Source organism: Streptomyces sp. NRRL F-5122, from assembly GCF_001507435.1.
In the GTDB taxonomy this organism is placed as follows: domain Bacteria; phylum Actinomycetota; class Actinomycetes; order Streptomycetales; family Streptomycetaceae; genus Streptomyces; species Streptomyces lannensis.
In genome coordinates, this window is sequence record NZ_LMWH01000172.1 from 61,703 (window position 1) to 85,739 (window position 24,037).

Annotated in this window: 24 protein-coding genes; 12 read left to right on the forward strand and 12 right to left on the reverse strand. The window is 71.3% G+C overall.

The annotated features are described in order from the left end of the window. Positions 1–74 precede the first annotated feature (74 nt). Both ADL25_RS18315 and ADL25_RS18320 read right to left on the reverse strand, forming a co-directional pair. Positions 75–998: a 1-aminocyclopropane-1-carboxylate deaminase/D-cysteine desulfhydrase gene (locus tag ADL25_RS18315; RefSeq protein ID WP_059128825.1), complete on the reverse strand. Its 924-nt coding sequence runs from the start codon at positions 996–998 to the stop codon at positions 75–77. A 57-nt stretch (positions 999–1,055) separates the two neighbouring features. Beyond that, complete coding sequence (locus tag ADL25_RS18320) at positions 1,056–1,646, reverse strand: N-acetylmuramoyl-L-alanine amidase (protein WP_402522495.1); 591 nt, start codon at positions 1,644–1,646, stop codon at positions 1,056–1,058. A 323-nt stretch (positions 1,647–1,969) separates the two neighbouring features. Here ADL25_RS18320 and ADL25_RS18325 point away from each other — a divergent pair, with 323 nt between their 5' ends. From ADL25_RS18325 to ADL25_RS18345, 4 genes are all read left to right on the forward strand, one after another. Further along, a complete protein-coding gene (locus tag ADL25_RS18325) occupies positions 1,970–3,376 on the forward strand; it encodes a family 2B encapsulin nanocompartment shell protein (RefSeq protein ID WP_059128827.1) in 1,407 nt (468 codons plus the stop codon). Positions 3,377–3,520: 144 nt separating this feature from the next. Next, a complete protein-coding gene (locus ADL25_RS18330) occupies positions 3,521–4,645 on the forward strand; it encodes a family 2 encapsulin nanocompartment cargo protein polyprenyl transferase (protein WP_059128828.1) in 1,125 nt (374 codons plus the stop codon). Positions 4,646–4,876: 231 nt separating this feature from the next. Then, positions 4,877–5,473: a GNAT family N-acetyltransferase gene (locus ADL25_RS18335; protein ID WP_059128829.1), complete on the forward strand. Its 597-nt coding sequence runs from the start codon at positions 4,877–4,879 to the stop codon at positions 5,471–5,473. Between the two features lie 234 nt (positions 5,474–5,707). Beyond that, positions 5,708–6,055, forward strand: a complete 348-nt coding sequence (locus tag ADL25_RS18345; protein WP_059128831.1) for a DUF952 domain-containing protein — start codon at positions 5,708–5,710, stop codon at positions 6,053–6,055. Positions 6,056–6,119: 64 nt separating this feature from the next. Here ADL25_RS18345 and ADL25_RS18350 read toward each other — a convergent pair whose 3' ends face one another. Continuing rightward, entirely contained in the window at positions 6,120–6,557 is a 438-nt protein-coding gene (locus tag ADL25_RS18350; RefSeq protein WP_059128832.1) for a helix-turn-helix transcriptional regulator, read from the reverse strand. Between the two features lie 109 nt (positions 6,558–6,666). Here ADL25_RS18350 and ADL25_RS18355 point away from each other — a divergent pair, with 109 nt between their 5' ends. Beyond that, positions 6,667–9,789 (forward strand): ATP-binding protein, encoded by a 3,123-nt coding sequence (locus ADL25_RS18355; RefSeq protein WP_059128833.1) that lies wholly within the window; start codon positions 6,667–6,669, stop codon positions 9,787–9,789. 18 nt (positions 9,790–9,807) lie between these two features. Here the strand turns inward: ADL25_RS18355 and ADL25_RS18360 are convergent, their stop codons facing one another. Further along, on the reverse strand, positions 9,808–10,584 hold the full coding sequence (locus tag ADL25_RS18360; protein ID WP_059128834.1) for an ABC transporter permease: 777 nt from the start codon (positions 10,582–10,584) through the stop codon (positions 9,808–9,810). Next, complete coding sequence (locus tag ADL25_RS18365) at positions 10,581–11,558, reverse strand: ATP-binding cassette domain-containing protein (RefSeq protein WP_059128835.1); 978 nt, start codon at positions 11,556–11,558, stop codon at positions 10,581–10,583. Before ADL25_RS18365 ends, ADL25_RS18360 begins: the two co-directional genes overlap by 4 nt. A gap of 122 nt (positions 11,559–11,680) precedes the next feature. Between ADL25_RS18365 and ADL25_RS18370 the strand changes: the two genes are divergently transcribed. After that, positions 11,681–12,430 carry a nucleotidyltransferase domain-containing protein gene (locus ADL25_RS18370; RefSeq protein WP_059128836.1) on the forward strand — a complete coding sequence of 250 codons (750 nt, stop codon included), beginning with the start codon at positions 11,681–11,683 and terminating at the stop codon, positions 12,428–12,430. Positions 12,431–12,546: 116 nt separating this feature from the next. Here ADL25_RS18370 and sodN read toward each other — a convergent pair whose 3' ends face one another. Beyond that, a complete protein-coding gene (gene sodN, locus ADL25_RS18375; protein ID WP_059128837.1) occupies positions 12,547–12,942 on the reverse strand; it encodes a superoxide dismutase, Ni in 396 nt (131 codons plus the stop codon). A 145-nt stretch (positions 12,943–13,087) separates the two neighbouring features. On the opposite strand from sodN, the gene sodX reads away from it, so the two are divergent. Further along, on the forward strand, positions 13,088–13,522 hold the full coding sequence (gene sodX, locus ADL25_RS18380; protein WP_079050453.1) for a nickel-type superoxide dismutase maturation protease: 435 nt from the start codon (positions 13,088–13,090) through the stop codon (positions 13,520–13,522). Here the strand turns inward: sodX and ADL25_RS18385 are convergent. Then, positions 13,426–14,055, reverse strand: coding sequence for a CGNR zinc finger domain-containing protein (locus ADL25_RS18385; protein WP_059128839.1), 630 nt, complete (start codon positions 14,053–14,055; stop codon positions 13,426–13,428). The two genes, sodX and ADL25_RS18385, sit on opposite strands and share 97 nt — an antisense overlap. Before the next feature lie 99 nt (positions 14,056–14,154). On the opposite strand from ADL25_RS18385, the gene ADL25_RS18390 reads away from it, so the two are divergent. After that, positions 14,155–14,919 (forward strand): class I SAM-dependent methyltransferase, encoded by a 765-nt coding sequence (locus tag ADL25_RS18390; RefSeq protein ID WP_059128840.1) that lies wholly within the window; start codon positions 14,155–14,157, stop codon positions 14,917–14,919. Positions 14,920–15,078: 159 nt separating this feature from the next. Here the strand turns inward: ADL25_RS18390 and ADL25_RS18395 are convergent, their stop codons facing one another. Genes ADL25_RS18395 through ADL25_RS18405 form a run of 3 tightly spaced genes read right to left on the reverse strand, consistent with a single transcriptional unit; the run spans position 15,079 to position 17,797 of the window. Then, on the reverse strand, positions 15,079–15,879 hold the full coding sequence (locus tag ADL25_RS18395; protein ID WP_059128841.1) for an amino acid ABC transporter ATP-binding protein: 801 nt from the start codon (positions 15,877–15,879) through the stop codon (positions 15,079–15,081). Beyond that, positions 15,876–16,805, reverse strand: coding sequence for an amino acid ABC transporter permease (locus tag ADL25_RS18400; protein WP_059128842.1), 930 nt, complete (start codon positions 16,803–16,805; stop codon positions 15,876–15,878). Before ADL25_RS18400 ends, ADL25_RS18395 begins: the two co-directional genes overlap by 4 nt. Before the next feature lie 29 nt (positions 16,806–16,834). Beyond that, positions 16,835–17,797, reverse strand: a complete 963-nt coding sequence (locus ADL25_RS18405) for an ABC transporter substrate-binding protein (protein WP_059128843.1) — start codon at positions 17,795–17,797, stop codon at positions 16,835–16,837. Between the two features lie 538 nt (positions 17,798–18,335). Here ADL25_RS18405 and ADL25_RS18410 point away from each other — a divergent pair. The 4 genes from ADL25_RS18410 to ADL25_RS18425 all read left to right on the forward strand — a co-directional run bounded on the left by ADL25_RS18410 (position 18,336) and on the right by ADL25_RS18425 (position 21,598). Further along, positions 18,336–19,559 carry an NAD(P)-dependent malic enzyme gene (locus ADL25_RS18410; protein ID WP_059128844.1) on the forward strand — a complete coding sequence of 408 codons (1,224 nt, stop codon included), beginning with the start codon at positions 18,336–18,338 and terminating at the stop codon, positions 19,557–19,559. A gap of 158 nt (positions 19,560–19,717) precedes the next feature. Further along, positions 19,718–20,683, forward strand: a complete 966-nt coding sequence (locus tag ADL25_RS18415; RefSeq protein ID WP_059128845.1) for a zinc-binding dehydrogenase — start codon at positions 19,718–19,720, stop codon at positions 20,681–20,683. Positions 20,684–20,825: 142 nt separating this feature from the next. Beyond that, a complete protein-coding gene (locus ADL25_RS18420) occupies positions 20,826–21,035 on the forward strand; it encodes a helix-turn-helix domain-containing protein (protein WP_010984411.1) in 210 nt (69 codons plus the stop codon). After that, entirely contained in the window at positions 21,035–21,598 is a 564-nt protein-coding gene (locus tag ADL25_RS18425; RefSeq protein ID WP_059128846.1) for a Clp protease N-terminal domain-containing protein, read from the forward strand. The genes ADL25_RS18420 and ADL25_RS18425 overlap by 1 nt, the downstream gene beginning before the upstream one ends. 90 nt (positions 21,599–21,688) lie before the next feature. On the opposite strand, the gene ADL25_RS18430 is transcribed toward ADL25_RS18425, so the two are convergent. Both ADL25_RS18430 and ADL25_RS18435 read right to left on the reverse strand, forming a co-directional pair. Further along, positions 21,689–22,717, reverse strand: coding sequence for a PadR family transcriptional regulator (locus ADL25_RS18430; RefSeq protein WP_059128847.1), 1,029 nt, complete (start codon positions 22,715–22,717; stop codon positions 21,689–21,691). A gap of 1 nt (position 22,718) precedes the next feature. Further along, positions 22,719–23,648, reverse strand: coding sequence for a DUF4097 family beta strand repeat-containing protein (locus ADL25_RS18435; protein ID WP_159044950.1), 930 nt, complete (start codon positions 23,646–23,648; stop codon positions 22,719–22,721). Positions 23,649–24,037: the final 389 nt, after the last annotated feature.

Below are 24,037 nucleotides of genomic sequence, written 5' to 3' on the forward strand. Positions count from 1 at the left end.
AGGGGCTGTCGTTCGGATCAGGTCGGCCGGGGGAGACCGCGCCGCTCGGGTCGGCATGATCCAAACGACGGGCCCTACGGGAGGGGCCTGCCCGTGATCACGGCGGCCAGCGTCGTCCCGCGCGCGAACGCGCCCCGCTCGGTCAGGGCGGCAAGTCCGTACAGCAGCTTGGCGACATAGAGACGTTCCACCGGCAGGCCGTGGCGGGCCCCGAAGTCGTCGGCGAAGGCCTCGAGTTCACCGGGCACGCGGGCGTACCCGCCGAAATGGAAGCGGGTGTCCAGGGTCCAGGTGCCGCGGCGGGCGCCGAAGGCGCTCCTCTGCAGAGCCTCCACGTCCGTGGCCAGGAAGTCGCCCTTGAGCACCGGTATCCCCAGGGCCCGCTGGCCGGGGGCGAGACCCGCGGCCAGACCGGCCAGTGTGCCGCCGGTGCCGCAGGCGACCGCGACCACGTCGGCCCGGCCACGCAGTTCCTCGCCGAGGACCGCGCAGCCGTGGACGGCGAGGGAATTGCTGCCGCCCTCCGGCACCACGTAGGCGTCCTGCGCACCCGTCTCCCGCAGGATGTGCGCCAGGACCTCCGGCTCCGCCTTGCGCCGGTACGTCGATCTGTCGACGAAGTGCAGCCGCATGCCGTCGGCGGCGCACCGGGCGAGGGAGGGATTCAATGGACGGTCGGCCAGTTCCTGGCCGCGGACCACCCCGATGGTGCCCGTCCCCAGCAGTCGGCCCGCGGCGGCCGTCGCCCGCAGATGGTTGGAGTAGGCGCCGCCGAAGGTGAGCAGGTTCCGGCCGGTCGCCGCCCTGAGGTTCGGAGCGAGTTTGCGCCACTTGTTGCCCACGAGGTCCGGGTGGATCAGGTCGTCCCGCTTGAGCAGCAGGCGGACACCGTGCCGCGCGAAGCGCTCGTCCTCGACCTCCTGCAGGGGCGACGGCAGCGACGGGCGCAGCCCCGCCGCCTCGAGCGCTTCGGGATGCGGCACATCGGGGCTGGTCACCCGGCCATTGTCGGACACCGGAAGCAGACGGCGCCGCCCGGTGTGCGCCGGCCCGGGTCATTTCAGGCGGTCGCGGATCCGGTCCCTGAGCCATGTCATCGAAAAGCCCCTCGGATCGACCTTGCCCGGCTGCCACTCCAGATGGCCGATCACCGAGCGCTCCGACCAGCCGTGGTGGCGGCAGATCGCCGCGGCCGCCTTCTCGATCGCGTCGAGCTGCGCCGTGGGCCAGGGGTCCTTGCCGTCGCCGAGGTTCTCGCACTCGAAGCCGTAGAAGTGACGGTTGCCGTCGGTGTTCGCCTCGTTCACCCGGGGCAGCACCTTCTCGGCGACGACCGCGCGCAGCACGTCGTCGTCGCCGAGCCCGGCGTGGTTGGCGCGGCCGTGGCCCACCAGGTGCACCGCACCGTCCTTGGTGATCACACCGTGGCACAGCGGTCCCGGCAGCCCCGCCCTTCCGTCGCGGCAGACCGACACGGCCCGTTCGGCGCCCGGGATCGCGGTGTGGTGGATCACGACACCGTGGACCGGGCCCCAAGGGCCTTGGTGATTGCGGTTGTGGTGCTCCCAGTCGCCGACCTCGACGACGGTGAGGCCCGCCGCCCTGAGCCGGTCGAGGAGCGTGCCCGCGGTCATGGGTGGGGCCACGGCCGCCTCCTTCGCGCTGCGTGACGGGCGCCGGTCGCGTCCGCCTCGTGGAGCCGCTTGTACCGGCGGCGGCCCTGCTCGCGCCAGCCGTTCGCACGGTGTGCGAGCCGATCCGGTCAGCACCCGGAATGACGGGGACTGGGCCGCCCGACCAGGGAGTTCACGCCCGGTCCCGCACCGGCGCGGCCCTGCCGGGCAGCGGCTCGCCCGTGTGCCCAGGCCGATGATGATCCATTCCCGCTCTTTTGGGTAATGGCACGGACACGCTCCGTACTGAAGGCTTGTTCCCGCAGATCACAGCATGATCGGGAGGGGCATTCTCTATGTCGGTAGGCGAAGAGGTCCGCGCTGAGGGCAACAAGCCGCAGCAGAGTCTCGGCACCACGGCCGCGCGGAACCTGGCCACCACCACCAAGTCCGCACCACAGATGCAGGAGATCAGCTCACGGTGGCTGCTGCGCATGCTGCCGTGGGTGGACGTACAGGGTGGTGCGTACCGTGTGAACCGCCGTCTGGCCTACTCGGTGGGCGACGGCCGCGTGACGTTCGTGAAGACCGGCGACCAGGTCACGGTCATCCCGGCCGAGCTGGGCGAACTGCCCGCGCTGCGCGAGTACGAGGACCTGGAGGTGCTCGGCGAACTCGCCCGGCGGTGCCAGCAGCGGAGGTTCGCGCCGGGCGACGTGCTCGCCGAGTTCGGCAGCCAGGCGGACGAGGTGTTCCTCCTCGCGCACGGCAGGGTCGAGAAACTCGGTACGGGACCCTACGGGGACGACGCGGTGCTCGGGGTGCTCGCCGACGGCGCGTACTTCGGCGAGCAGGCACTGCTCGACCCTGACGCCATCTGGGAGTACACGGCTCGAGCGGTCACCGCCTGCACGGTGCTCGCGCTGCCGCGCCGGGACGTCGAGCAGATCGCCGAGCGCACCGGATCGCTCCGCGAACACCTCCGGGAGCAGCGTTCGATCCCCGAGCAGCGCACCAACAAATACGGCGAGAAGGAGATCGACCTCGCCGCGGGCCACAGCGGCGAACCGGACATCCCGCACACCTTCGTCGACTACGAGGCCGCGCCCCGCGAGTACGAACTGAGCATCGCCCAGACCGTCCTGCGTATCCACACCCGCGTGGCCGACCTCTACAACCAGCCCATGAACCAGACCGAGCACCAGTTGCGGCTCACGGTCGAGGCGCTCAAGGAGCGCCAGGAGCACGAGCTGATCAACAACCGCGACTTCGGTCTGCTCCACAACTGCGAGTACGACCAGCGGCTGCAGCCGCACGACGGCGTGCCGGGCCCCGACGACCTGGACGAGCTGCTCAGCAGGCGGCGCGGCACCAAGCTGCTCCTCGCCCACCCGCGCGCGATCTCCGCGTTCGGCAGGGAGCTCAACAAGCGCGGGCTCGTGCCCGAGACCGTCGACCTCGGGGGCAACCGCATCCCCACCTGGCGGGGGGTGCCGATCTTCCCGTGCAACAAGATCCCGGTGAGCGACGCCCGTACGACCTCGATCATCGCCATGCGTACCGGTGAGGAGGACCAAGGTGTGGTCGGCCTCAGGCAGTCGGGAATCCCCGACGAGATCGAGCCGAGCCTGTCGGTGCGTTTCATGGGCATCAACGAGCAGGCGATCATCAGCTATCTGGTGACGGGCTACTACTCGGCCGCCGTTCTCGTTCCCGACGCCCTGGGCGTCCTGGAGAACGTCGAGATCGGCCGTTGGAGGTGACGCCACCCACACCCGGCAGTCCGTGTCCCCGCCCGTCAGGGCGGGTACACCCTCGGGGTACCACCGGCCGGGCGGCAGCGGAGGCGTCACGTCCGCAGACACTACGAGGCGGTTCCATGGCTGAGGTCCGCACGGGGAGGTTCCATGGGTGAGTTCCTGACGGAACCGAAGCAGACCCCGACCCTCGGACGGCGCGGCCCGGCAGGCCCGCCGGGCCGGTCCCGCCCGGTCCCGCGCCGGGCGACACCGTCCGACGGGCACGAGGCCACGGCGATCCTGGACCGCGCACGCGACGTGGTCGACCCGGAGCTGCGCCGGGCCGTCGACTCGCTGCCCGGTGCGATGCGGCGCATCGCGCGCTACCACTTCGGCTGGGAGCACGCGGACGGCACACCTGCCAACGGCAATGCGGGCAAGGCGATACGGCCCGCGCTCGTGCTCACCGCGGTCCGCGCCCTCGGCGGTCGCGAGGCCGTGGCGGTGGGGGCCGCCGCGGCCGTCGAACTCGTCCACAACTTCACGCTGCTGCACGACGACGTGATGGACAGGGACGCCACCCGCAGACACCGCCCCACCGTCTGGACGGTGTTCGGCGACGCCGACGCCATCCTCGCCGGGGACGCACTGCAGGCGCTGGCCCTGGGGATGCTGGCCGAGGACCGGCATCCCGCGGCGGCGGCCGCGGCGGCCCGGCTCGCGGCCTGCGTGGTCGAGCTCTGCGCCGGTCAGCACGACGACACGGCCATGGAGCGCAGCGACCCCGACGAGGTCACCCTCGGCGAGGTGCTCGACATGGCCGAGGCGAAGACGGGCGCCCTGCTCGGCTGCGCCTGCGCGGTCGGCGCACTGTACGCCGGCGCGGACGACGAGGACGTCGAGGCGCTGGACGCCTTCGGCCGGGAGGCGGGGCTCGCCTTCCAGCTCATCGACGACGTGATCGGGATCTGGGGCGACCCCGGCCGCACCGGCAAGCCGGCCGGGGCGGACCTCATGGCCCGCAAGAAGTCGCTGCCCGTGGTCGCCGCGCTCGCCTCCGGCACCCCGGCGGCGGCCGACCTGGCCGAGCTGTACCGGGGGCCCTACCGGGAGGGGGAATTGGAGCGCACGGTCCTCGCCGTCGAGCAGGCGGGCGGCCGTGACTGGGCGCAACAGCAGGCGGCCGACCGGATGGGCCGGGCGATGCACGAGCTGTCCCGTGCGATTCCCGATCCCGAGGCTGCGGGCGGTCTGCTGGCGCTGGCCGAGTTCGTGACCAGGCGCAGCGCCTGACCGCCGGGCCGCAGGGCCCCGGAGCCCTGGTGCCGCGCGGATCCTGACCCCGCGCGGCACCCGTGGCTCCGGACGGGGCGGGCCCCGCACATCCCCATGTCGTGCGGGGCCCGATCCCCTTTCCCGGTGCCCTTCCCCGCCGTCGGCGTGCCCTCGGCGGCATTGCCCCCACGACGCTCGATATCCTCAACTCCCGTAAGCTCACCGTCGGTTGATGCGAGGGGCAGATAGATGGGCGTGGCGATCCGGGCGGCGGGCCAGGACGACAGGGAACTGGTCGTCCGGCTGCTGGACGAGGCGTTCCGGGACGATCCGGTCAGCAGCTGGGTCTTTCCGGACGAGGAGCACCGGCGCACGACGCACCACAGGCTGATGGCCGCGTTCACCGACATCGTGCTCGCCGAGGGGCACATCGACGTGACGGAGGACGGCACGGCGTGCGCGCTGTGGCTGTCCGTCCCGGCCGGCGACCACTCCGGTGAGGAGGACGGGGACGACGCCGTGCGGTTGCGCGAGGCGGTCGACCCGGAGAACGAGCGGGTCGAACTCATAGCGCGGCTCATGGCCGAGTCGCATCCCGCGGACCGCGGCCACGAGTACCTGTGGATGATCGGCGTGGCACCGGGAAGCCAGGGCGAGGGCCTGGGCACCGCGCTCATCCAGCACGTCCTCGACCGCTGCGACCGCGACGGGCTGCCGGCGTATCTGGAGGCGAGCAGCGTCCGCAGCACCAGGCTGTACGAACGGCTCGGGTTCGCCTTCGAGGGGCCCACCCTGGACCTTCCGGACGGCCTGCGGATGTGGCCGATGTGGCGCGATCCGCGCTGATCCGGAGCGCGGGGAGCGCATGTGCGGTGCCCGCCCTACCCTGAGGACATGGGCAGCGAGGACAGGGTCTGCCCCGCGTGCGGGCAGCACGTCGCCACGGTGGTACGGCGGCACAAGACGCTCGGCGCGTTTGTCCCCGTATGGCGCCCCGGCCCCTGCCGGAACCCGCAGTGCGCGGCGTACGTGGCGCCGACGGCCGACGCGTCGTACCGGGCGTCGCCTAGGGTCGGCGCCATGCACGAACCACTTCTGCACCTCACCGAGCGCTCCTTGTGGGAGGCCGCCCGCGCGAGCGGCAGCTATGAGATGTCGACCCGCGGCCGCACCCTCCAGGAGGAGGGCTTCATCCACTGCTCACTGCGCCACCAGGTCCCGGAGGTGGCGCACCGGCTCTACGGGGAGCACGGCGCGTCCGGCGAACTGGTCCTCCTCGTCATCGATCCGCAGCGTCTGACCGCCCCCGTGCGCTACGAGTCGATGCGACCCGGTGGTGAGGAGTTCCCGCATGTGTACGGGCCGATTCCGGTGTCCGCAGTGGTGGACGTGGAGGCCTGGGGCAACGGGGAGACGACGGAGGCCTGAGCGCGGCGGTGGACGGCGCGTGGTGCGGCCGTCGGGCGATCGGGTCGCGCAGAGGCCCGGGATGTCATGCCGGAGCGGCGCCCGCGGCGACGTCCCGCGCCGCACTCGGACGGCTACGGCGGGGACGCGTCAGCCCCTTGGCCACACAGGGCGGTATCGCCGCGAGCTGCTCGTGCGACCGCGACCGGTACGCGCTCGGCGACTCGCCCACCAGCTCCGTGAACCGCGTGCTGAACGATCCCAGCGAGGTGCATCCCACGGCGAGGCAGACCTCCGTGACGGTCAGATCGCCGCGTCGCAGCAGCGCTTTGGCGCGCTCGATGCGCCGGGTCATGAGGTAGCCGTACGGGGTCTCCCCGTAGGCCGCGCGGAAGCTGCGCTGGAAGTGCCCCGGTGACATCAGCGCGGTGCGCGCGAGCGCGGCCACGTCCAGCGGTTGCGCGTACTCACGGTCCATCCGATCGCGCGCCCGTCGTAGCCGGACCAGGTCGTCGATGTCCACGGCCTCAGCATGGCACGCGGCACTGACACCGGCCGGGCTCCGCGCGCGTCGGCACCCGGCGGCGTCAAGAGCCCGGCAAGATCCACCGGGCACGTTCTAACCTACTCGGGTGACCACCGAGCTGACCTTCCTCGCGCGGGTGTCCCATCGTGGCCGGGAGATCAGCGGGCCCCGGTTGCGCGGGCTGCTCGCACTGCTCGCCGACGAGCCGCGCGCCGGATGCAGCTCGACCCGGCTGGTCGACGGGCTGTGGCCGGACGAGCAGCCGGCGAACCCGACCAAGGCCCTGCAGGTGCTCGTCTCCCGGGCCCGTTCGCAGCTCGGCGCCGACGTCATCGCCGCCACCGCCACGGGCTACCGGCTCACCCTGGACGCCGAGGCCGTCGACACCTCCGCCGTGCTGCTCGCCGCCACCCGGGCGGCCCGCGCCGCCCGCGACGGCGACCATGGTGCCGCCCTCGCGCACGCCGAGGCGGGGCTCCTCCACTGGGACGGCCCGCCCGGCGACGACGGACCCGACGACCCGGTCTCGGCTCTGCGGGCGGCGCGTGCGACGACGTACACCGCCCTGGTCCGCACGCGGGCTCTGGCCCTCGCCCGCCTCGGCCGGCACGCCGACGCGGTCGAACCCCTCACCGCGTTCGCATCCGCTCATCCGCGCGACGAGGAGATCCTCGCCGAACTGCTGCGCAGCGAGGCGGCCGGCGCAGGACCGGCCGCCGCGCTGACCCGCTACGACAGCTACCGCCGGGCGCTGCGGGACGACCTCGGCACCGATCCCGGCCCCGCTCTGCGCTCGGTCCACCAGGAGTTGCTGCGCGACGAGGCGCCGAGCGTGCGCCGCGGCATCCCGCACGAGCCGAACCCGTTGCTCGGCCGCGCCGACGACATCGCCGCCATGTCCGGGCTGCTGCGCACCTCGCGGGTCGTCTCGATCGTCGGTGCGGGCGGTCTGGGCAAGACCCGCCTCGCGCAGGCGGTCGGGCGTGAGGCCGAGCAGAAGGCGGTGCACTTCGTGCCCCTCGCGGGCGTCACACGGGACGAGGACGTGCTCGCCGAGGTCGCCGCGGCCCTGGGCGTCGGGGAGGTCCTGCATCCGGACCTGCTCGGCGGCATCGCCGGCGCCCTCGGCGCCGGCCCCGCGCTGCTCGTGCTCGACAACTGCGAACAGGTGGTGCGCGGCGCCGCCGAACTCGTCCGCGGCCTCGTCGCCCTCACTCGTGACCTGCGTGTGCTCACCACCAGCCGCGCCCCGCTCGGCCTGAGTTCCGAAGCGGTCCACCTGCTTCCCGAGTTGAGCCTCGCGACCACGGTCGAGCTGTTCGGGCAGCGGGCGCGGGCGGCCCGGCCGGGCGTCGAGCTCCCGTCCGGCCCCGTCGAGGAGCTGTGCCGCCGCCTCGACGGGCTGCCCCTCGCCGCCGAACTGGCCGCGGCCCGTGTCCGCGTCCTGTCCGTCCCCGAGATCGTCCGCCGCCTCGACGACCGGTTCGCCCTGTTGCGCGGCGGCGCCCGGGACGCGCCCGAACGGCACCGGACGCTGCTCGCCGTCGTCGACTGGAGCTGGCACCTCCTCGACGGGACCGGGCAGCGGGCCCTGCGCGCCCTGTCCGTCTTCCCCGACGGATTCACGGCGGAGGCGGCGGAGCATCTCGTGGGCGGGGCCGAGGTGCTCGAGGACCTCGTCGACCAGTCGCTGCTCAAGGTCGTGGACACGCCGATAGGCGCTCGGTTCCGCATGCTGGAGACCGTGCGGCAGTTCAGCACCGACCGCCGCGCCGAGGCCGGCGAGGCGGAGCAGGTGACCCGGCAGTTCCTTTCCTGGGCAAGGGAGTTCGGCCTCGCGCGTCACACGTCCGTGTCCGATGCGGACTCCTTCCTCGACCTCGACCCGGTCCGCGCCGAACAGGACAACCTGCTGCACGCGCTGCGCCTCGCCCTCGCCCGGGCCGACGCGCCCACGGTGGTGGCGTGCGCCGCGGTGCTCGCCGGACTGTGGAACATAGAGCCCCGCTACACCCGCGTGGCCGCGCTCATCCAGGAGACCGGCCACCTGCTGAGCCACTTCCGGCCCGGGCCCGCGCTGGTGGAGGCCACCCGGACCGCCGCCGCGCTGTTCGCCGCCGACCTGTTCCTGCTCCAGGGCGAGAGCACCCCTGCGCTGCGCTTCGTGACCGTACTGCGCCGTCTGCCGCCCGCTCCGCCGGACACCGTCCCCCGCGCCGTCGCCGCCGTCCTCGCCGACGTGCCCGCCGTGCTCGTGCCGGACCGCGGCACGAGCTCGCACACCGCGCCGCAGGCGGCCGCGGTCGCCGAGACCGTCACCGGCTACGTACTCGAGGCGCGGGGCGACATCGAGGGTGCTCTCGCCGCCGCCGACCGGATGCTCGAAGCCGTCGGGGACGGGAGCCGGCTCGTCGTCCGGCTTCTCGCCCACTCCCGGGTCAGCGAGCTCAGCCTGAAGCTCGAGCAGGGCGAGCGGGCACGGCACCATCTGCGGGTCGCGCTCCACCTCCAGGAGCGGCTGCTCGGCCCCGGACCCGAGGAGATCGGGATCCGCTGGGGGCTCGTCATGGCGTCGCTGCTGCTCGGCGAGGTCGACGAGGCCGAGTACTGGCTGCAGTTGTCGATGTCCCCGGACACCGACGACACCTATGGCCTGGCCACCTTCCAAAGCGGTGTGCGGGCCGAGATCCTGCTCGCCCGCGGCGAGACCGAGGCGGGGCTGCGCATGTGGCGCCGGGCCGCCGAACCGTCCCCGGTGGCCCAGCGGCCGTTCCCGGACACCGAGCCGCCGGGTCTCGAGGCATGGACCCTGGAAGCCCTGGGCGTCGCGGTCGTCGCCCACGCCCAGCACGGCCGTCTCGACCGCGTGGCCCATCTCGTCGGCGAACTGCGGCCCAAACTCCGCAGACTGCTGTCCGGTCCGGCCGTCGACCGGCCCGCGTACGCCGCCCATCTCGCCATCTGCGGGGTGCTGCTCCTCGCGTTCGCCCATGTGCAGCTCGACCGCGGAGCCCCGGCGCAGGCCGCCCGGTCGATCGCTCTCGCCGAACGCTGCCGGCTGCTGCGCACCTTCCAGCCGACGATGTCCTCGGTGCGGGTGAAGCAGGCCCTGGCACACGCCGACGGGGCGGCCTACGAGGACGCCGTGTCCGCGTACGCCGCCCTCGGGCGCGAGGAGTTGAGGACCGAGGCGCTGAGACTGCTCGACGCCGTCGAGACCGCCGGGTGACCGCGCCGCCGAGCCTGCTCACCCCTTGTCGTAGGCCGACCGGGCCCGGATGTAGCCGAGGACGGTGAGCCCGAGGCACCACGCGACCGCGATCAGCGCGCTGTTGCCGATCTCCGTGCCCATCAGCAGGCCGCGCAGGGTCTCGGTGACCGGGGTGAACGGCTGGTACTCGGCGAACCAGCGCACCGCCGTCGGCATCGAGTCCGTCGGGACGATCGCGCTGCCGAGGAAGGGCAGGAAGGTGAGCGGTGTGGGTGCGTTGCTCGCCGCCTCCACGGTCCTGGCACGCAGCCCCATGTCGGCCGCCAGCCAGGTCAGGGCCAGGACGACCAGGGTCAGCAGACCGGCGGTGGCCAGCCACTCCAGGGGCGTGGCGTTCGGCCGGAACCCGGTGAGCAGGGCGGCGCCGACGACCAGGACGACGCTGAACAGGGTCTGGACGACACCTCCGAGCACGTGGCCGTTCAGTACGGCCGCGCGGGAGATCGACAGGGTGCGGAACCGGTTGACGATGCCCTCGGTCATGTCCGAGCAGACGGACACCGCGACCGAGACCGAGCCGTAGGTGGTGGCCATGAGGATGATGCCGGGCGCCACGTAGTCGACGTAGTGGCCCTCGGCACCGGGGCCGACGCCGGAGCCGAGCGCGTTGCCGAAGACGTAGACGAACAGCAGCAGCATGACGACGGGGATCGCGACGACAGGGATCGTCATGGACGGGTAGCGCAGGGCGTGCCTGAGGTTGCGGCGCAGCATGGTCGCCGAGTCGGCGACGGCGTAGGAGAGGGTGCTCACCGGAGGGCCTCCTTGCGGACGGCGGCGTCGGCCGCGGGGTTGTGCGAGCGTTCGGTCGTGAGGGCGAAGAAGACGTCGTCGAGGTCGGGGGTGTGCACGCTCAGGCTCTCCGCCTCGATCGCCTCGGCCTCAAGCCGGTCGAGCAGGGACTTCAGCTCCCGGGCGCTGCCGTCGCCGGGGATCTGGAGGGTGAGCCCTTCGTCGTCGAGGGCCGTGCCGTGCAGGGCGCGGGCGGCACGTTCGTACGCGGCCGGGTCCGCGAAGCGCAGACGCACATGGCCGCCGGGTACGAGCCGCTTGAGCTCCTCGGCGGTGCCCTCGGCGACGAGCCGGCCGCCGTCCAGGACGCCGATGCGGTCGGCGAGCTGGTCGGCCTCCTCCAGGTACTGGGTGGTCAGGAAGACGGTGACCCCGTCGGCGACCAACTCCCGCACGATCTGCCACATGGCGTGACGGCTGCGCGGGTCGAGGCCGGTGGTCGGCTCGTCCAGAAAGATGATGCGGGGATCGCCGACCAGGGTCATGGCGAGATCGAGCCGCCGCCGCATTCCGCCGGAGTAGGCCTCGGGCAGCTTTTTCGCCGCGTCGGTCAGTCCGAACTGTTCGAGGAGTCCGGCGGTGCGGCGACGCCCCTCCTGCCTGCCGAGGTGGTGCAGGTCGGCCATGAGGATCAGGTTCTCCTCGCCGGTGAGCTTCGCGTCGACGGCCGCGAACTGCCCCGTGACCCCGATCTGCGCCCGGACCGCGCGGGGGTCGCGGGCGGGGTCGTGGCCGCCGACCGTGATGTGCCCGCCGTCGGCGGCGACGAGCGTCGACAGGATCTGCACGGTGGTGGTCTTGCCGGCGCCGTTGGGGCCGAGCAGCGCGTAGACGGTGCCCTCGGCGACGGCCAGCTCGAGCCCGTCGAGGACGACGTGGTCGCCGTAGGCCTTCCGTAGTCCGGTCGCGGTGATCGCGTGTGGTGTCGTGGTCATGGAGCAGAGCGTGCGGGCGGCCGCCTTCGGCGCGGTTTCACGGCGGTTTCACCGGCCGGGAACGGCCGTTCCGTGAGGAATCCGGGGGGCCTACGCGATCCGGACCCTGGGACGATGCGGCCATGGATCCCGACCCTGCGCACATGCTCACGGCGGCCGTCGACGGGGCGCGCCGCCTGGTCCTGGAGCGCCGGCCGCAGGCCGTCGCCGCCGTGCTCGGTGGCTCGACGGCCGGCGGCCGGGCGAGCGCGACGAGCGACCTCGACATCGCCGTGCTGCTCGCGGACGGAGACGTCTCACACCGCGAGACGCTCCGCCACGAGGGGCGTCTCGCGGAGGTGTTCGCCCACACCCGTGCGGGCCTCGCGGAGATCTTCGCGGCGGACCGGGCAAGCCGTCGGGGGACGATGCAGTTCGTCTACGCGGAGTCGGTCCTGCTGCACGATCCGCACGGGCACGCCGCCGCACTGCGGGCCGAGGCGTGCGCCCAGCTGGAGGCGGGTCCCGATCCGCTGACCGCAGAGGAACGCGACGACGCGCGCTACCGGCTCACCGATCTGCTGGACGATCTGGCGGATCTCGACAACCGCCATGAGCAACTGGCCGTCGCCGAGCAGGTGCTGAGCACTGCGGCCGGACTGCTTGCGGGCCATCGCCGCGCCTGGAGCGGTGGCGGGAAGTGGCTCCCGCGCCGTCTGACGGCCGCCGATCCCGTGCTGGGCGGTGCCCTGCTCGAAGCCCGGCTCACCGTCGCCGAACACGCGGATCCGGCCCCCCTGACGGCGGCGGCGTACGAGGTCCTCGCTCTGGTGGGCGGGCCCTTGCGGGAGGGGTACCACCGGACGTGGCACGGCGGGGAGAAGCGGGGCTGAGGCGGGCCCGACGGGAACGCGAAAGGCCCGGCCGACGAATCGGCCGGGCCCCTCGAACGCACCGCGGACCTGCGAGGGTGCACCGCCCGCCGGTCTTCGGTCAGAAGGACCGGTCATCAGGCCTTCTTGGTCTCCCAGAAGATCTTGTCGATCTGGGCGATGTAGTCCAGCGCCTTCTGGCCGGTCGCCGGGTCCTTCGACGCCTTGGCGGCCGAGAGGGCCTTCAGGGTGTCGTTGACCAGCTGGTGCAGCTCCGGGTACTTCTCGAAGTGCGGGGCTTTGAAGTAGTCGCTCCACAGCACCGAAACGTGGTGCTTGGCGAGCTCGGCGCGCTGCTCCTTGATGACGGTGGCGCGAGCCTGGAAGTGCGGGTCGTCGTTGGCGGCCATCTTTTCCTGTACGGCCTTCACCGACTCCGCCTCGATGCGAGCCTGGGCCGGGTCGTAGACGCCACAGGGCAGGTCGCAGTGGGCGCTGACCTTGACCGTGGGGGCAAACAGGCGGGAGAGCATGAAGCTGTCCTTCCTCGTGATCGTCTTCTCAGGTGGGACATTACTCCGTAGGGGACGGCTTTTCGCGAGTGCCCCCGTGGGCTTACGTCAAAAGTCCGGGGTCAGACTGGGACTGGTGGAGGATCGGACCGGGGAGGTGCCGGTGATGCCGGAGCTGTCGCAGGAGATCGAGCGCACGAGGACCTTGCTGCCGTTCGGGGTGGCCGAGGTGACGGGACCGTCCATGGTGCCCACGCTGCATCACGGGGACCGGCTCCTCGTCCAGTACGGAGCACGCGTCCGGCCGGGTGACGTGATCGTCCTGCGGCATCCCTTCCAGCAGGACCTGCTGGTCGTCAAGCGCGCGGCACAGCTTCGCGAGGGCGGCTGGTGGGTGCTCGGGGACAATCCGTACGCGGGCGGGGACAGCACCGACTACGGCGCCGTTCCCGAGGAACTCGTCCTCGGGAAGGTGCGACTGCGGTACCGGCCGCTCAAGGCGGGTCAGCGCTCGCTCTTCGCGCTGGCGCGCTGGGCGCTCTCCGCGGCCCGCCCGGTGCTCTCGGACCGGTCGGCCTCCAGGCGCTTCCGGGCGCGGTAGGCGGCCACGTTCGCGCGCGTGGCACAGCGGTCCGAGCAGTATCGCCGGGAGCGGTTCGTCGAGGTGTCGAGGTACGCGTTGCGGCAGGGGGCCGCCTCGCACAGGCCCAGGCGGTCCACGCCGTACGCGGTGAGGTGGAAGGCGAGCCCCATCGCGGCGATCGCCGCATAGCCCGCGGTGGCGTTCGACGGGTGGTCCGCGAGGTGCATGTGCCACAGCGGGCGGCCGTCGTCGTCCCGGTAGTCGTGCCCGGAGATCTGCGGGCTCACCGGGAACTCCAGGAGCAGCGAGTTCAGCAGGTCCACGGCGAGTGTCTCGTCGCCGGAGTCCGCCGCCTCGAAGACCGCGCGGAGCCGGGCCCTGACCGAGCGGAACCGGGTCACGTCCGCGTCGGTGGCGCGGCGGGCCGCCGACTGGTTGACCCCGAAGAGGTCGCGAACGGCATCCACCGAGGTGAGCGAGTCCTTGCCCCGGGCCGGCTCCTCGCTGTTCACGAGACGTACGGCGTAGTCCGAGTAATAGGCCAGTTCCACTTGTAGTCCTTACGGAGGCGCTCTATGGTCGTGGGGCGGTCGGGTAACAGCTGATCGTGCTTCCAGGGTATTACGTGGCGGACGTGGTGGAGGGCGACGATGGCGGACACGGGGACGACGGCGACCGACTGGCGGGCCTGGCAGCAGAGCTGGGACCGCCAGCAGGAGTGGTACATGCCCGACCGTGAGGAACGCTTCCGGATCATGCTCGACATGGTGGAGGCGTTCGTCGGCACCGAGCCCCGTGTGCTCGACCTCGCGTGCGGCACGGGCACCATCACCGCCCGGCTGCTCGCCCGGTTCCCCGGGGCCACCAGTACCGGGGTGGACCTCGACCCCGCGCTGCTCGCCATCGCCCGCGGCACCTTCGAGGGGGACGACCGCGTCACCTTCGTCGAGGCCGACCTCAAGGACCCCGCCTGGCCTACGCTGCTGCCGCACGGTGCGTACGACGCGGTCCTCACCGCCACGGCCCTCCACTGGCTGCGCACCGGCCCCCTCGAGGCCCTCTACGGTCAGGTGGCGGAACTCGTCCGCTACGGCGGCGTCTTCATGAACGCCGACCACATGATCGACGACACCACCCCCCGTATCAACGCGGCCGAGCGGACCCAGCGGCACGCCCGCATGGACCGGGCCATGCGGGAGGGAGCCCTCGACTGGGCGGAGTGGTGGCAACTGGCCGCGAAGGACCCCGCCCTGGCCGCGCCGACCGCGCGCCGCTTCGAGATCTACGGCGCCCACGCCGACGGAGAGATGCCCTCCGCCGCCTGGCACGCGCGCGTGCTGCGGGAGAAGGGCTTCGCCGAGGCGCGCCCGGTGTGGCGCTCGCCGTCGGACACCCTGCTGCTCGCGCTGAAGTAGGTCCGGCGTGGCTCGCGCCGAGGTGGGCCGAGCGCGCAACCGGGCGGCGAGGTCGGGCGGTTCCCCGACCGCCGACTGGCCCGATCCCGTCGGTCACCGCCGCGCAACAGAGGTGGGCCCCCACGTCCGTCAAGGACGTGGGGGCCCACTCCCGTTGCTCTACAGGACCTTCGACAGGAAGGACTTGGTCCGGTCGTGCTGCGGGTTCGTCAGCACGTCGCGGGGATGGCCCGCCTCGACCACCACACCGTCGTCCATGAAGACCAGCGAGTCGCCCACCTCGCGGGCGAAGCCCATCTCGTGCGTGACGACGATCATCGTCATGCCGTCCTCGGCGAGGTCCCGCATCACGTCGAGCACCTCGCCGACGAGCTCCGGGTCGAGGGCCGAGGTCGGCTCGTCGAAGAGCATCAGCTTCGGCTCCATCGCCAGCGCGCGGGCGATGGCGACGCGCTGCTGCTGGCCGCCGGAGAGCTGGGCGGGGTAGTGCCCCTTGCGGTCCCCGAGGCCCACCCGGTCCAGCAGCCGCTCCGCGCGCTCCCGCGCCACGGCCTTGGACTCGCGCCTGACCTGGACCGGCGCTTCCATGACGTTCTCCAGCGCCGTCATGTGCGGGAACAGGTTGAAGCGCTGGAACACCATGCCGATGTTCCGCCGCTGGGCGGCGACCTCGCTCTCCTTGAGCTCGTAGAGCTTGTCGCCCCGCTGCCGGTAGCCGACCAGTTCATTGTCGACGTACAGCCGGCCCGCGCTGATCTTCTCCAGGTGGTTGATGCACCGCAGGAAAGTGGACTTGCCGGAGCCGGACGGGCCGATCAGGCAGAACACCTCACGCGGGTTCACCTCCAGGTCGATGCCCTTGAGGATGTGCGCAAGACCGAAGGACTTGTGCACCCCCTCGGCCCTGACCATCGGGTGGCCGGTCGTGCTCGGGGCGATGTCCTTGCCGAGACTGCTCATCGGGCCACCTCCGGGCGGCGGAACGAACCGAACAGGCGGAGGTTCTTCCTCAGGCGCTGCAGCGGTGTCGGCGGCAGGTTGCGCGACGAACCGCGGGCGTACCGGCGTTCGATGTAGTACTGGGCGATGCTGAAGACCGTGGTGAGGATCAGGTACCAGATCGAGGCCACGAAGAACATCTCCACGACCGCGAGCGAGGTACTGGAGATGTCCTGGGCCCGTTTGATGAGCTCGTTGAACTGGACCGCGTAGGCCAGCGACGAGGTCTTCAGCATGTTGATGAACTCGTTGCCCGTCGGCGGCACGATCACCCGCATGGCCTGCGGGAGGACCACACGCCGCAGCGTCTTGCCCTGGGTCATGCCCAGAGCGTGCGACGCCTCCGTCTGCCCCTCGTCGACCGACTGGATGCCGGCCCGCACGATCTCGGACATGTAGGCGGCCTCGTTCAGGCCGAGGCCCAGCAGGGCCGCCAGGAACGGGGTCATCACCTGGTTCATCTCGTCCTTGTAGAACCCCAGGTTGAGGATGGGGAACACGAGCGAGATGTTGTACCAGAGCAGCAGCTGGACCAGGACCGGAGTGCCGCGGAAGAACCACACGTAGAACCAGGCCACGGTGCTGGTGACCGGGTTCGACGACATCCGCATCACCGCGAGGATCACGCCCAGGACGAGACCCAGCACCATGGCGAGCACGGAGATGTACAGCGTGTGCCACACGCCGGACAGGATCGTCCCGTCGGTGAGGTAGTCCGGGATCACGCCATAGTTGATCTTGGCGTTGGAGAAGGCGATCCCGATCAGCACCAGGATGGCGATGACCGCCGCACCCGCCACCCAGCGCCCGTAGTGGCGCACCGGGATGGCCTTGATCTGCTCCGGCGGCACCGTCGGCGCCGGAGTCTTGTCGACAGTGTCAGTCACGGTGACTGCCCTTCAGTGTTGCGTGACGCTCAGGAGCCGCCGTTGATCTTTGCCTCGGTCACCGCACCGTCCGTGACGTTCCACTTCTCGAGGATCTTCTGGTACTCGCCGTCCTTGATGATCGCGGCCATGGCCGCCTGGAGCGCGTCGCGCAGCTGAGTGCTCTCCTTGCTGACGCCGATGCCGTAGGGGCCGGCCTCGATCTGCTCGCCGACGACCTCGAAGTCGTTGCCGCCGCCGGAGGTCTTCGCGTTGTACGCCGCGACGGGGAAGTCGTTCAGGTCGGCGACGGACGCACCCTGCTTGAGACGGAGCAGCGCCTCGGGGTCGGTGTCGAAGGTCTGCAGCTTGATGGCCGGCTTGCCGTCCTTCGTACACTTCGTGCTCTGCGCCTTGGCGATGCCCTCCGACGTGGTGCCCTGCTGGAGGGCCACGACCTTGCCGCAGAGGTCGTCCAGGGACTTGATGCCCTTCGGGTTGCCCTTCTGGACCAGGATCGAGGTGCCCGCGGTGAAGTAGTCGACGAAGTCGATGCCGTTGCCGACCTTCTTGCCGGTGTCCGAGTCGATTCCGTTCTGGCGGTCCTTGGTGTCGTTCATCGCGGACATCACCACGTTGAACCGCTTGGCCTGCAGGCCCACGATGAGCTGGGCGAACTTGCCGTTCTGGAACTCGAACTTCACACCCAGCTGCTTGCCGAGCGCGTCCGCGATGTCGGGGTCGATGCCGACGGCCTTGCCGCCCTCCATGTACTCGACCGGCGGATACGCGATGTCGGAGCCCACCTTGATGACGCCCGCGTCCTTGATGTCCTTCGGGAGCTTGGCGGCGAGCGGCGCCGAGGACGTGCCTGCGCTGGAGCTGCTGTCGCTCTTCTTGTCCGTCTGGTCACCGCAGCCGGCGACCAGCAGGGTGCCCGCGACCGCGAGGGCGCCGACCGCGGCTATCCGCGAGCGCGTGGCGGTCGTACGACGGGTCGAGCTTGCGGTCATGGTGGCTTCCTCCGGCGAGATGGGTTGTGCCGATGGGTCGACGAGAACACACACCTTTGGGTGTCGCGACCTCGCGTGATTGAGGCATCTTGCCATTCGGTCTCGCGTATTCAGGGGACTCGCCATGTCAAAATCGGATAACGGGTGAACCCCAGACCGTCGCGAACGGCCGATCACGGCCGGACCTCGTCCGGGAATCCCTCCTTCCGACCGGAAGATCTTCGGCGCGACCCGGGTTGAGGTTGATCGCACCTCTGCGTGTGCGATCTTGAGGAGGCGTTTTACGAACTTGTCCACATATTCCGGCATGAGTCATCTCACCGGCGTGTGACCTTGGTGGTACGGACTCGTCCGGGACACCGTGCGTCCGGTAAGAAGGTTCACTACACCCCTCATCCGGGGCTCAGGGCGCGTGTGCGGCGCGCTCGTCGCGTGTGCACCCGTACGCATCAGCTCACCTGGGTCGCACGCGGTCCCGCCCACCCCTCAATCAGGAGTGGTCACCCTCACACCATGAACATCTAAGGGGTACGACACAGTGGCAGCGGAGATCGTCAATTCGCGCAGCGACGGCAATACGGACCAGGACGGCGGGGCCGAGCCCCACGAGTCCTTCGATCCGGCATTCGCGCTGCACCGCGGGGGCAAGATGGCCGTGCGGGCCACCGTCCCGGTCCGCGACAAGGACGACCTGTCCCTCGCGTACACGCCCGGCGTGGCCCGGGTGTGCACCGCCATCGCGGAGCAGCCGGAGCTGGTCCACGACTACACATGGAAGTCGTCCGTCGTCGCCGTGGTGACCGACGGCACGGCGGTCCTCGGTCTCGGCGACATCGGCCCCGAGGCCTCCCTCCCCGTGATGGAGGGCAAGGCGATCCTGTTCAAGCAGTTCGGCGGGGTGGACGCGGTCCCGATCGCCCTCGACTGCACGGGCGTGGACGAGATCGTCGAGACCGTCGCGCGGCTGGCGCCCTCCTTCGGGGGCGTGAACCTGGAGGACATCTCGGCGCCGCGCTGCTTCGAGATCGAGCGCAAGCTCCAGGAGCGGCTGGACATCCCGGTCTTCCATGACGACCAGCACGGCACGGCCGTGGTGACGCTCGCGGCCCTGCGGAACGCGGCGAAACTGACCGGGCGCTCCGTCGGCGAGCTGCGCGCCGTCATCTCGGGCGCGGGCGCGGCCGGTGTGGCCATCGCGAAGATGCTGGTCGAGGCGGGGATCGGGGATGTGGCGGTCGCCGACCGCAAGGGCGTGGTGTCCCCGGACCGGGACGATCTGACCCCGGTCAAGCGGGAGCTCGCCGGATTCACGAACAAGGCCGGACTGACCGGTTCGCTGGAGCGGGCCCTCGAGGGCGCCGACGTCTTCATCGGCGTCTCCGGCGGCACGGTGGCTGAGGAGGCCGTGGCCTCGATGGCCGAGGGCGCCTTCGTGTTCGCGATGGCCAACCCGAACCCCGAGGTGCATCCGGACGTGGCGCACAAGTACGCGTCCGTCGTGGCGACGGGGCGGTCCGACTTCCCGAACCAGATCAACAACGTGCTGGCGTTCCCCGGCATCTTCGCCGGGGCCCTCCAGGTGCGGGCGTCCCGCATCACGGAGGGGATGAAGATCGCCGCGGCCGAGGCGCTGGCGGCGGTCGTCGGTGACGACGTGGCGGCCGACTACGTGATCCCGTCGCCCTTCGACGAGCGCGTGGCCCCGGCGGTGACGGCGGCGGTCGCGGCCGCCGCGCGGGCCGAGGGAGTCGCGCGCCGATAGCTCCACGGGGTGGGCGGGTGCACCAGGATCCGCCCACCCGCGGGCACGGTCATCCGGTCCGGCCTCTCTGCGGGCCGCTTCCGGCACCTGCCGAGCGGGACACGCGTCACAGCGAGCCCCGGTTCCGTAGGCCCATCCCGGAGCCTATCGTCAAGGTCATGTTCGCTGCCTACGCCGCCCGCATCGACCGCGACCACCCCCTCACGGGCCTCGAGTTGGGGGAGCGCCCGGCTCCCGGGCGCACGCCCGGCTGGACGACCGTGAACGTCAAGGCCGCCTCCCTCAACCACCACGACCTCTGGTCTCTTCGGGGCGTCGGTCTCTCCGAGGACAAGCTCCCGATGATCCTCGGCTGCGACGCGGCCGGTGTGGACGAGGACGGAAACGAGGTCGTCCTGCACTCCGTCATCGGCCAGACGGGCCATGGTGTCGGCCCGGACGAGCCCCGCTCGATCCTCACCGAGCGCTACCAGGGCACCTTCGCCGAGCAGGTCTCCGTCCCCACCTGGAACCTGCTGCCGAAGCCCAAGGAGCTCTCCTTCGAGGAGGCCGCCTGCCTCCCCACCGCGTGGCTGACGGCCTATCGCATGCTGTTCACCAACGCGGGGGTCCGCCCCGGCGACTCCGTCCTCGTCCAGGGCGCCGGCGGAGGAGTCGCCACCGCCGCGATCGTGCTGGGCAAGGCGGCCGGTCTGCGGATGTTCGCCACCAGCCGTGACGAGGCCAAGCGCAAGCGGGCCCTGGAACTGGGCGCCGTGGAGGCGCTGGAGTCCGGGGCGCGGCTGCCGCAGCGGGTGGACGCGGTCATCGAGACCGTCGGTGCCGCCACCTGGTCCCACTCCATCAAGTCCCTGCGTCCCGGGGGCACCGTCGTCATCTCGGGTGCCACCAGCGGTGACCGCCCCTCCCATGCGGAACTCACCCGCATCTTCTTCCTGGAGTTGAAGGTCGTCGGCTCCACCATGGGCTCCAAGGACGAACTGGAGGACCTGCTCTCCTTCTGTGCCGCCACCGGGGTGCGTCCCGTCATCGACGAGGTGCTTCCGCTGGACCGGGCCCGCGAGGGCTTCGAACGACTGGAGTCCGGCAACCAGTTCGGAAAGATCGTGCTGGCCGCGAACTGACCGACGCCCACCTTTGCCGTCCGCGGCGGGTCCGGAATCCTTCCGGGCCCGCCGTTCGTGTGTGGTCCCCGCGGCGAGGCCACATCACCCTGCATGTCAACCGGGGTTGACATGCAGGGTGATGTCAATCTAAGTTGACACCATGACCGAAGCAACGGATCTCGCCGAGCGCGCGGGTGACCGCGATCCGCGGATCGGACTGCGGGCCGTGTCCGCGCTGCGGAGGCTGCTCGAGCAGTTGGAGGCGGTGCAGGTGCGCAGCGCGCGCAATCAGGGGTGGTCGTGGCAGGAGATCGCCGCAGAACTCGGAGTCAGCAGGCAGGCCGTGCACAAGAAGTACGGGAGGCAGTGATGTTCGAGCGGTTCACCAAGGACGCTCGTGCGGTGGTGATCGGGGCGATCGAGCACGCCGAACGGGCGGGCGAGGAACGGGTCGACGAGCCGCATGTGCTGCTCGCCCTTCTCGATCGTGAGGGCAGCCGGGCCGCGTTCGCCCTGGCCGCCCTCGGACTCACCGGACAGCGTGAAGCAGTGGTACGGGACCTTGCCGAGGCGCGCCGCCGCGGCGGACTGTCCCGCGCCGACACGGACGCCCTCGCCGGGCTGGGTGTCGACGTGGCGGAGATCGTCTCCCGGATCGAGGAGGCGCACGGTGAGGGCGTGCTGGCGGCGGGTCGCCAGGGTGGCGCACGGCGGTCCGGGCGGCGCCCGTTCACCCGTGGTGCCAAGGACCTGCTGGCCATGTCCCTGCGCACCGCCCTCGCCCACGACGACCGGCACATCGGTGACGAGCACCTGCTTCTCGCCCTCACCGCTCGCCCCGGCGTCCCCGCCGAGGTCCTCGCCGACCACGGGGTGACGCATGAGTCTGTCGAGCGCGTGCTGTGGGGGAAGGGGGAGACCAAGGCCGGGTGAGCCCCTTGACGTCAGCACCCGCCCCGTGGAGGTGTCGCGTGGCGGGTGACCCGGCCGGTCGGCGCGGCCGGACGGCCGCGCCTACTGCCGTCAGCTCTTCCGCGACCGCAGCGTCGCCCCTATGTGGGCCGCCGCCGTCGACAGATGGCGGCGCGCGTCGCGGAGCTGCTCCTCCGTCACTCCGTTGTCGCGGGCCGCGTCACGGATGTCGTCGCGGAAGCGGTCCAGCAGACGGTCGAGGGCGCGGGCCGGATCGCCCGTGAAGTCCTCGTGCGCCCAGGAGGGTTCGTAGGTGCCGGGGAAGTCCTCGGGGGTCTTCGAGTACTCCGGCCGGCTCGCCGTCTTCGGCGCGTCCGATGTCCCACCCGGTCGTCCGAATCCGTACTCCTTGCCGAACTCGCCGAACTCCTTGGCCAGTTCGGTCAGCCCCTCCCGGACGCCGGTCGGCCAGTCGCCGCGCGTGAAGTGGTCCTGCACCTGCTCCTGAACCCGGCGGGCGATGCGCTGCACTTCCTCCTGTGCCTGGGCGCGCGCCCGCTCCTGTGCCTCCCTGGCCTGACGGCGGGCCTGCTGGGCGTCCTCGCGGGCCCGCCGGCTCTCGTCCTTGGCGCGCCGGGCCTGTTCCTTCCACTCCTGCTTGACGCGGCGCATCTCCTCCTTGGCGGCGCGCCATGCCTCCTTCTCGGAGGGACTGCCGTCCCCGTACGCCCCTGTGTGCTCCCCGGTGCCCCGCCGGGCTTCGGAGACCGCGGCCCGCATCTCACGGCGCAGATCGCCCGCGGCCCCCCGCACGTCGGCGCGGATCTCGGCGGCCAGCTCCGCGACCGACTCGCGGATCTCCAGCTCAAGGTCGGCCAGTTCATCGCTGCGGTCGGCCAGTTCGGCGCGGCCCGCGTCCGTGATGGCGTACACCTTTCGGCCGCCCTCGGTGGTGTGTGTGACCAGCCCCTCGGCCTCCAGCTTGGCCAGCCGCGGATAGACGGTGCCGGCGGAGGGTGCGTAGAGCCCCTGGAAACGCTCCTCCAGCAGCCTTATCACCTCGTATCCGTGGCGCGGGGCCTCGTCGAGGAGCTTCAGCAGATAGAGGCGCAGTCGTCCATGGGCGAAGACGGGAGGCATGTCAGAGCCCCTTCTGCTCGGTCGGTGCGCCGGTCGTGCCCTGGGGGGAACGATCGGACGGGGCGGCGGTGTCGCGGCCGGCGGCCGCGCCCCGTGGGCCGGGGGCGTTCCATGGCTCGTCCGTCGAGGGCGGGCGGCGGAGCAGGGCGATGGAGCCGGAGACCGTCGTCGCCTTCAGGCGGCCGCTTCCCCCGCCGAGCCGGCCCGTGATCTTCTTGGCGCCCCACTGGCCGGTCACGCGCAGGTCCTCGAAGGCGTTGGAGACCGTGCCGCTCGCGGTGTTCGCCTCGACCTCGGCGTCCGCCGGATGGGGGAGCCGGACGGCGATCTCTCCCGAGACATTGGTCAGGCGGGCGTCGGTGGGGCCGCTCGTGGGGTCGAGGTCCAGGATGATCGAGCCGCTCACGGAGTCGGCCTTGACGAGCGGGCAGGCGCCCTCGATGACGGTCAGGTCGCCGGAGACGGAGTTCAGTCGCAGCTCCCCGGTGACCCCCTGGGCCTCCACGCTTCCCGACACCGTCGAGGCGCGGACCGGTCCGGACATACCCACGAGTGTCGTGTCGCCCGTGACCCCCTTGACGTCCGTGCCGCCGTCGACTCCCGAGACCATGGCGTTGGCCCCGACCACGCCCACTTCGACGCGGGTTGACGCCGGAACGGTCAGGGAGACCACCGCACTGCGGCGCCAGCCCTTGGAGTCCAGCCACTTGAGGAAGCCCTTCCAGGGAAGGTCGTCGTACGCCACGGTGAGGACGCCGTCCTTGTGTGTCACCGTCAGCGGGGGGCCCTCGATCTCGGAGACCTCCAGGCGCGCGGAACCTTCGTCGGTGCCCACCACGTTCACCGTTCCGTTGACGATGCGCACATGGAGTGCCGTCACGGGGGCGTCGAAGGTGAGCTTCCTCGGCTCGGCGACGGACCACTCGGACATGGTGCTGACCTCCTCGGCCGTGCGGACACTGCGCACGCGGCGAACGACACGCCATATCGCGTCTTGTGTCATTCACGATATATCGCGGACCGGGAAAGTCAAGACACCCGTTCTGGGGAATCCATGGGGGAAACCGGCGAAACGGTCCGAACCGGGCGTGTGTTCGGGTGGTGCGCCCCTCCCGGGGCGGGCCTCCTCCGTGGGCGGGCCTCCTCCGAGGGAGCGCACCTCCGAGGGCGGCACACACCGGGGGGCTGGCCCTCCTCCGAAGGCGGACACTCCCATCCACCGGGACAGGTCCGGGATCCAGCGGGATCCACCCGAGCGGGAACGAGGCGAGGACGGGCGGGAAGCCGATGAGCAGGCCCGTGGCAGCGGGGCCTCGGGTC

Excerpts from the sequence above, each read along its gene's own strand:
- ADL25_RS18405 (WP_059128843.1), bottom strand. The coding sequence starts at position 17,797 with ATGACCGCAAGCTCGACCCGTCGTACGACCGCCACGCGCTCGCGGATA.
- sodX (WP_079050453.1), top strand. The coding sequence starts at position 13,088 with ATGCCGGAGCTGTCGCAGGAGATCGAGCGCACGAGGACCTTGCTGCCG.
- ADL25_RS18345 (WP_059128831.1), top strand. The coding sequence starts at position 5,708 with ATGCACGAACCACTTCTGCACCTCACCGAGCGCTCCTTGTGGGAGGCC.
- ADL25_RS18365 (WP_059128835.1), bottom strand. The coding sequence starts at position 11,558 with ATGACCACGACACCACACGCGATCACCGCGACCGGACTACGGAAGGCC.
- ADL25_RS18420 (WP_010984411.1), top strand. The coding sequence starts at position 20,826 with ATGACCGAAGCAACGGATCTCGCCGAGCGCGCGGGTGACCGCGATCCG.
- ADL25_RS18430 (WP_059128847.1), bottom strand. The coding sequence starts at position 22,717 with ATGCCTCCCGTCTTCGCCCATGGACGACTGCGCCTCTATCTGCTGAAG.
- ADL25_RS18390 (WP_059128840.1), top strand. The coding sequence starts at position 14,155 with ATGGCGGACACGGGGACGACGGCGACCGACTGGCGGGCCTGGCAGCAG.
- ADL25_RS18425 (WP_059128846.1), top strand. The coding sequence starts at position 21,035 with ATGTTCGAGCGGTTCACCAAGGACGCTCGTGCGGTGGTGATCGGGGCG.
- ADL25_RS18415 (WP_059128845.1), top strand. The coding sequence starts at position 19,718 with ATGTTCGCTGCCTACGCCGCCCGCATCGACCGCGACCACCCCCTCACG.
- ADL25_RS18435 (WP_159044950.1), bottom strand. The coding sequence starts at position 23,648 with ATGTCCGAGTGGTCCGTCGCCGAGCCGAGGAAGCTCACCTTCGACGCC.
- ADL25_RS18395 (WP_059128841.1), bottom strand. The coding sequence starts at position 15,879 with ATGAGCAGTCTCGGCAAGGACATCGCCCCGAGCACGACCGGCCACCCG.
- ADL25_RS18370 (WP_059128836.1), top strand. The coding sequence starts at position 11,681 with ATGGATCCCGACCCTGCGCACATGCTCACGGCGGCCGTCGACGGGGCG.
- ADL25_RS18335 (WP_059128829.1), top strand. The coding sequence starts at position 4,877 with ATGGGCGTGGCGATCCGGGCGGCGGGCCAGGACGACAGGGAACTGGTC.
- ADL25_RS18325 (WP_059128827.1), top strand. The coding sequence starts at position 1,970 with ATGTCGGTAGGCGAAGAGGTCCGCGCTGAGGGCAACAAGCCGCAGCAG.
- sodN (WP_059128837.1), bottom strand. The coding sequence starts at position 12,942 with ATGCTCTCCCGCCTGTTTGCCCCCACGGTCAAGGTCAGCGCCCACTGC.
- ADL25_RS18330 (WP_059128828.1), top strand. The coding sequence starts at position 3,521 with ATGGGTGAGTTCCTGACGGAACCGAAGCAGACCCCGACCCTCGGACGG.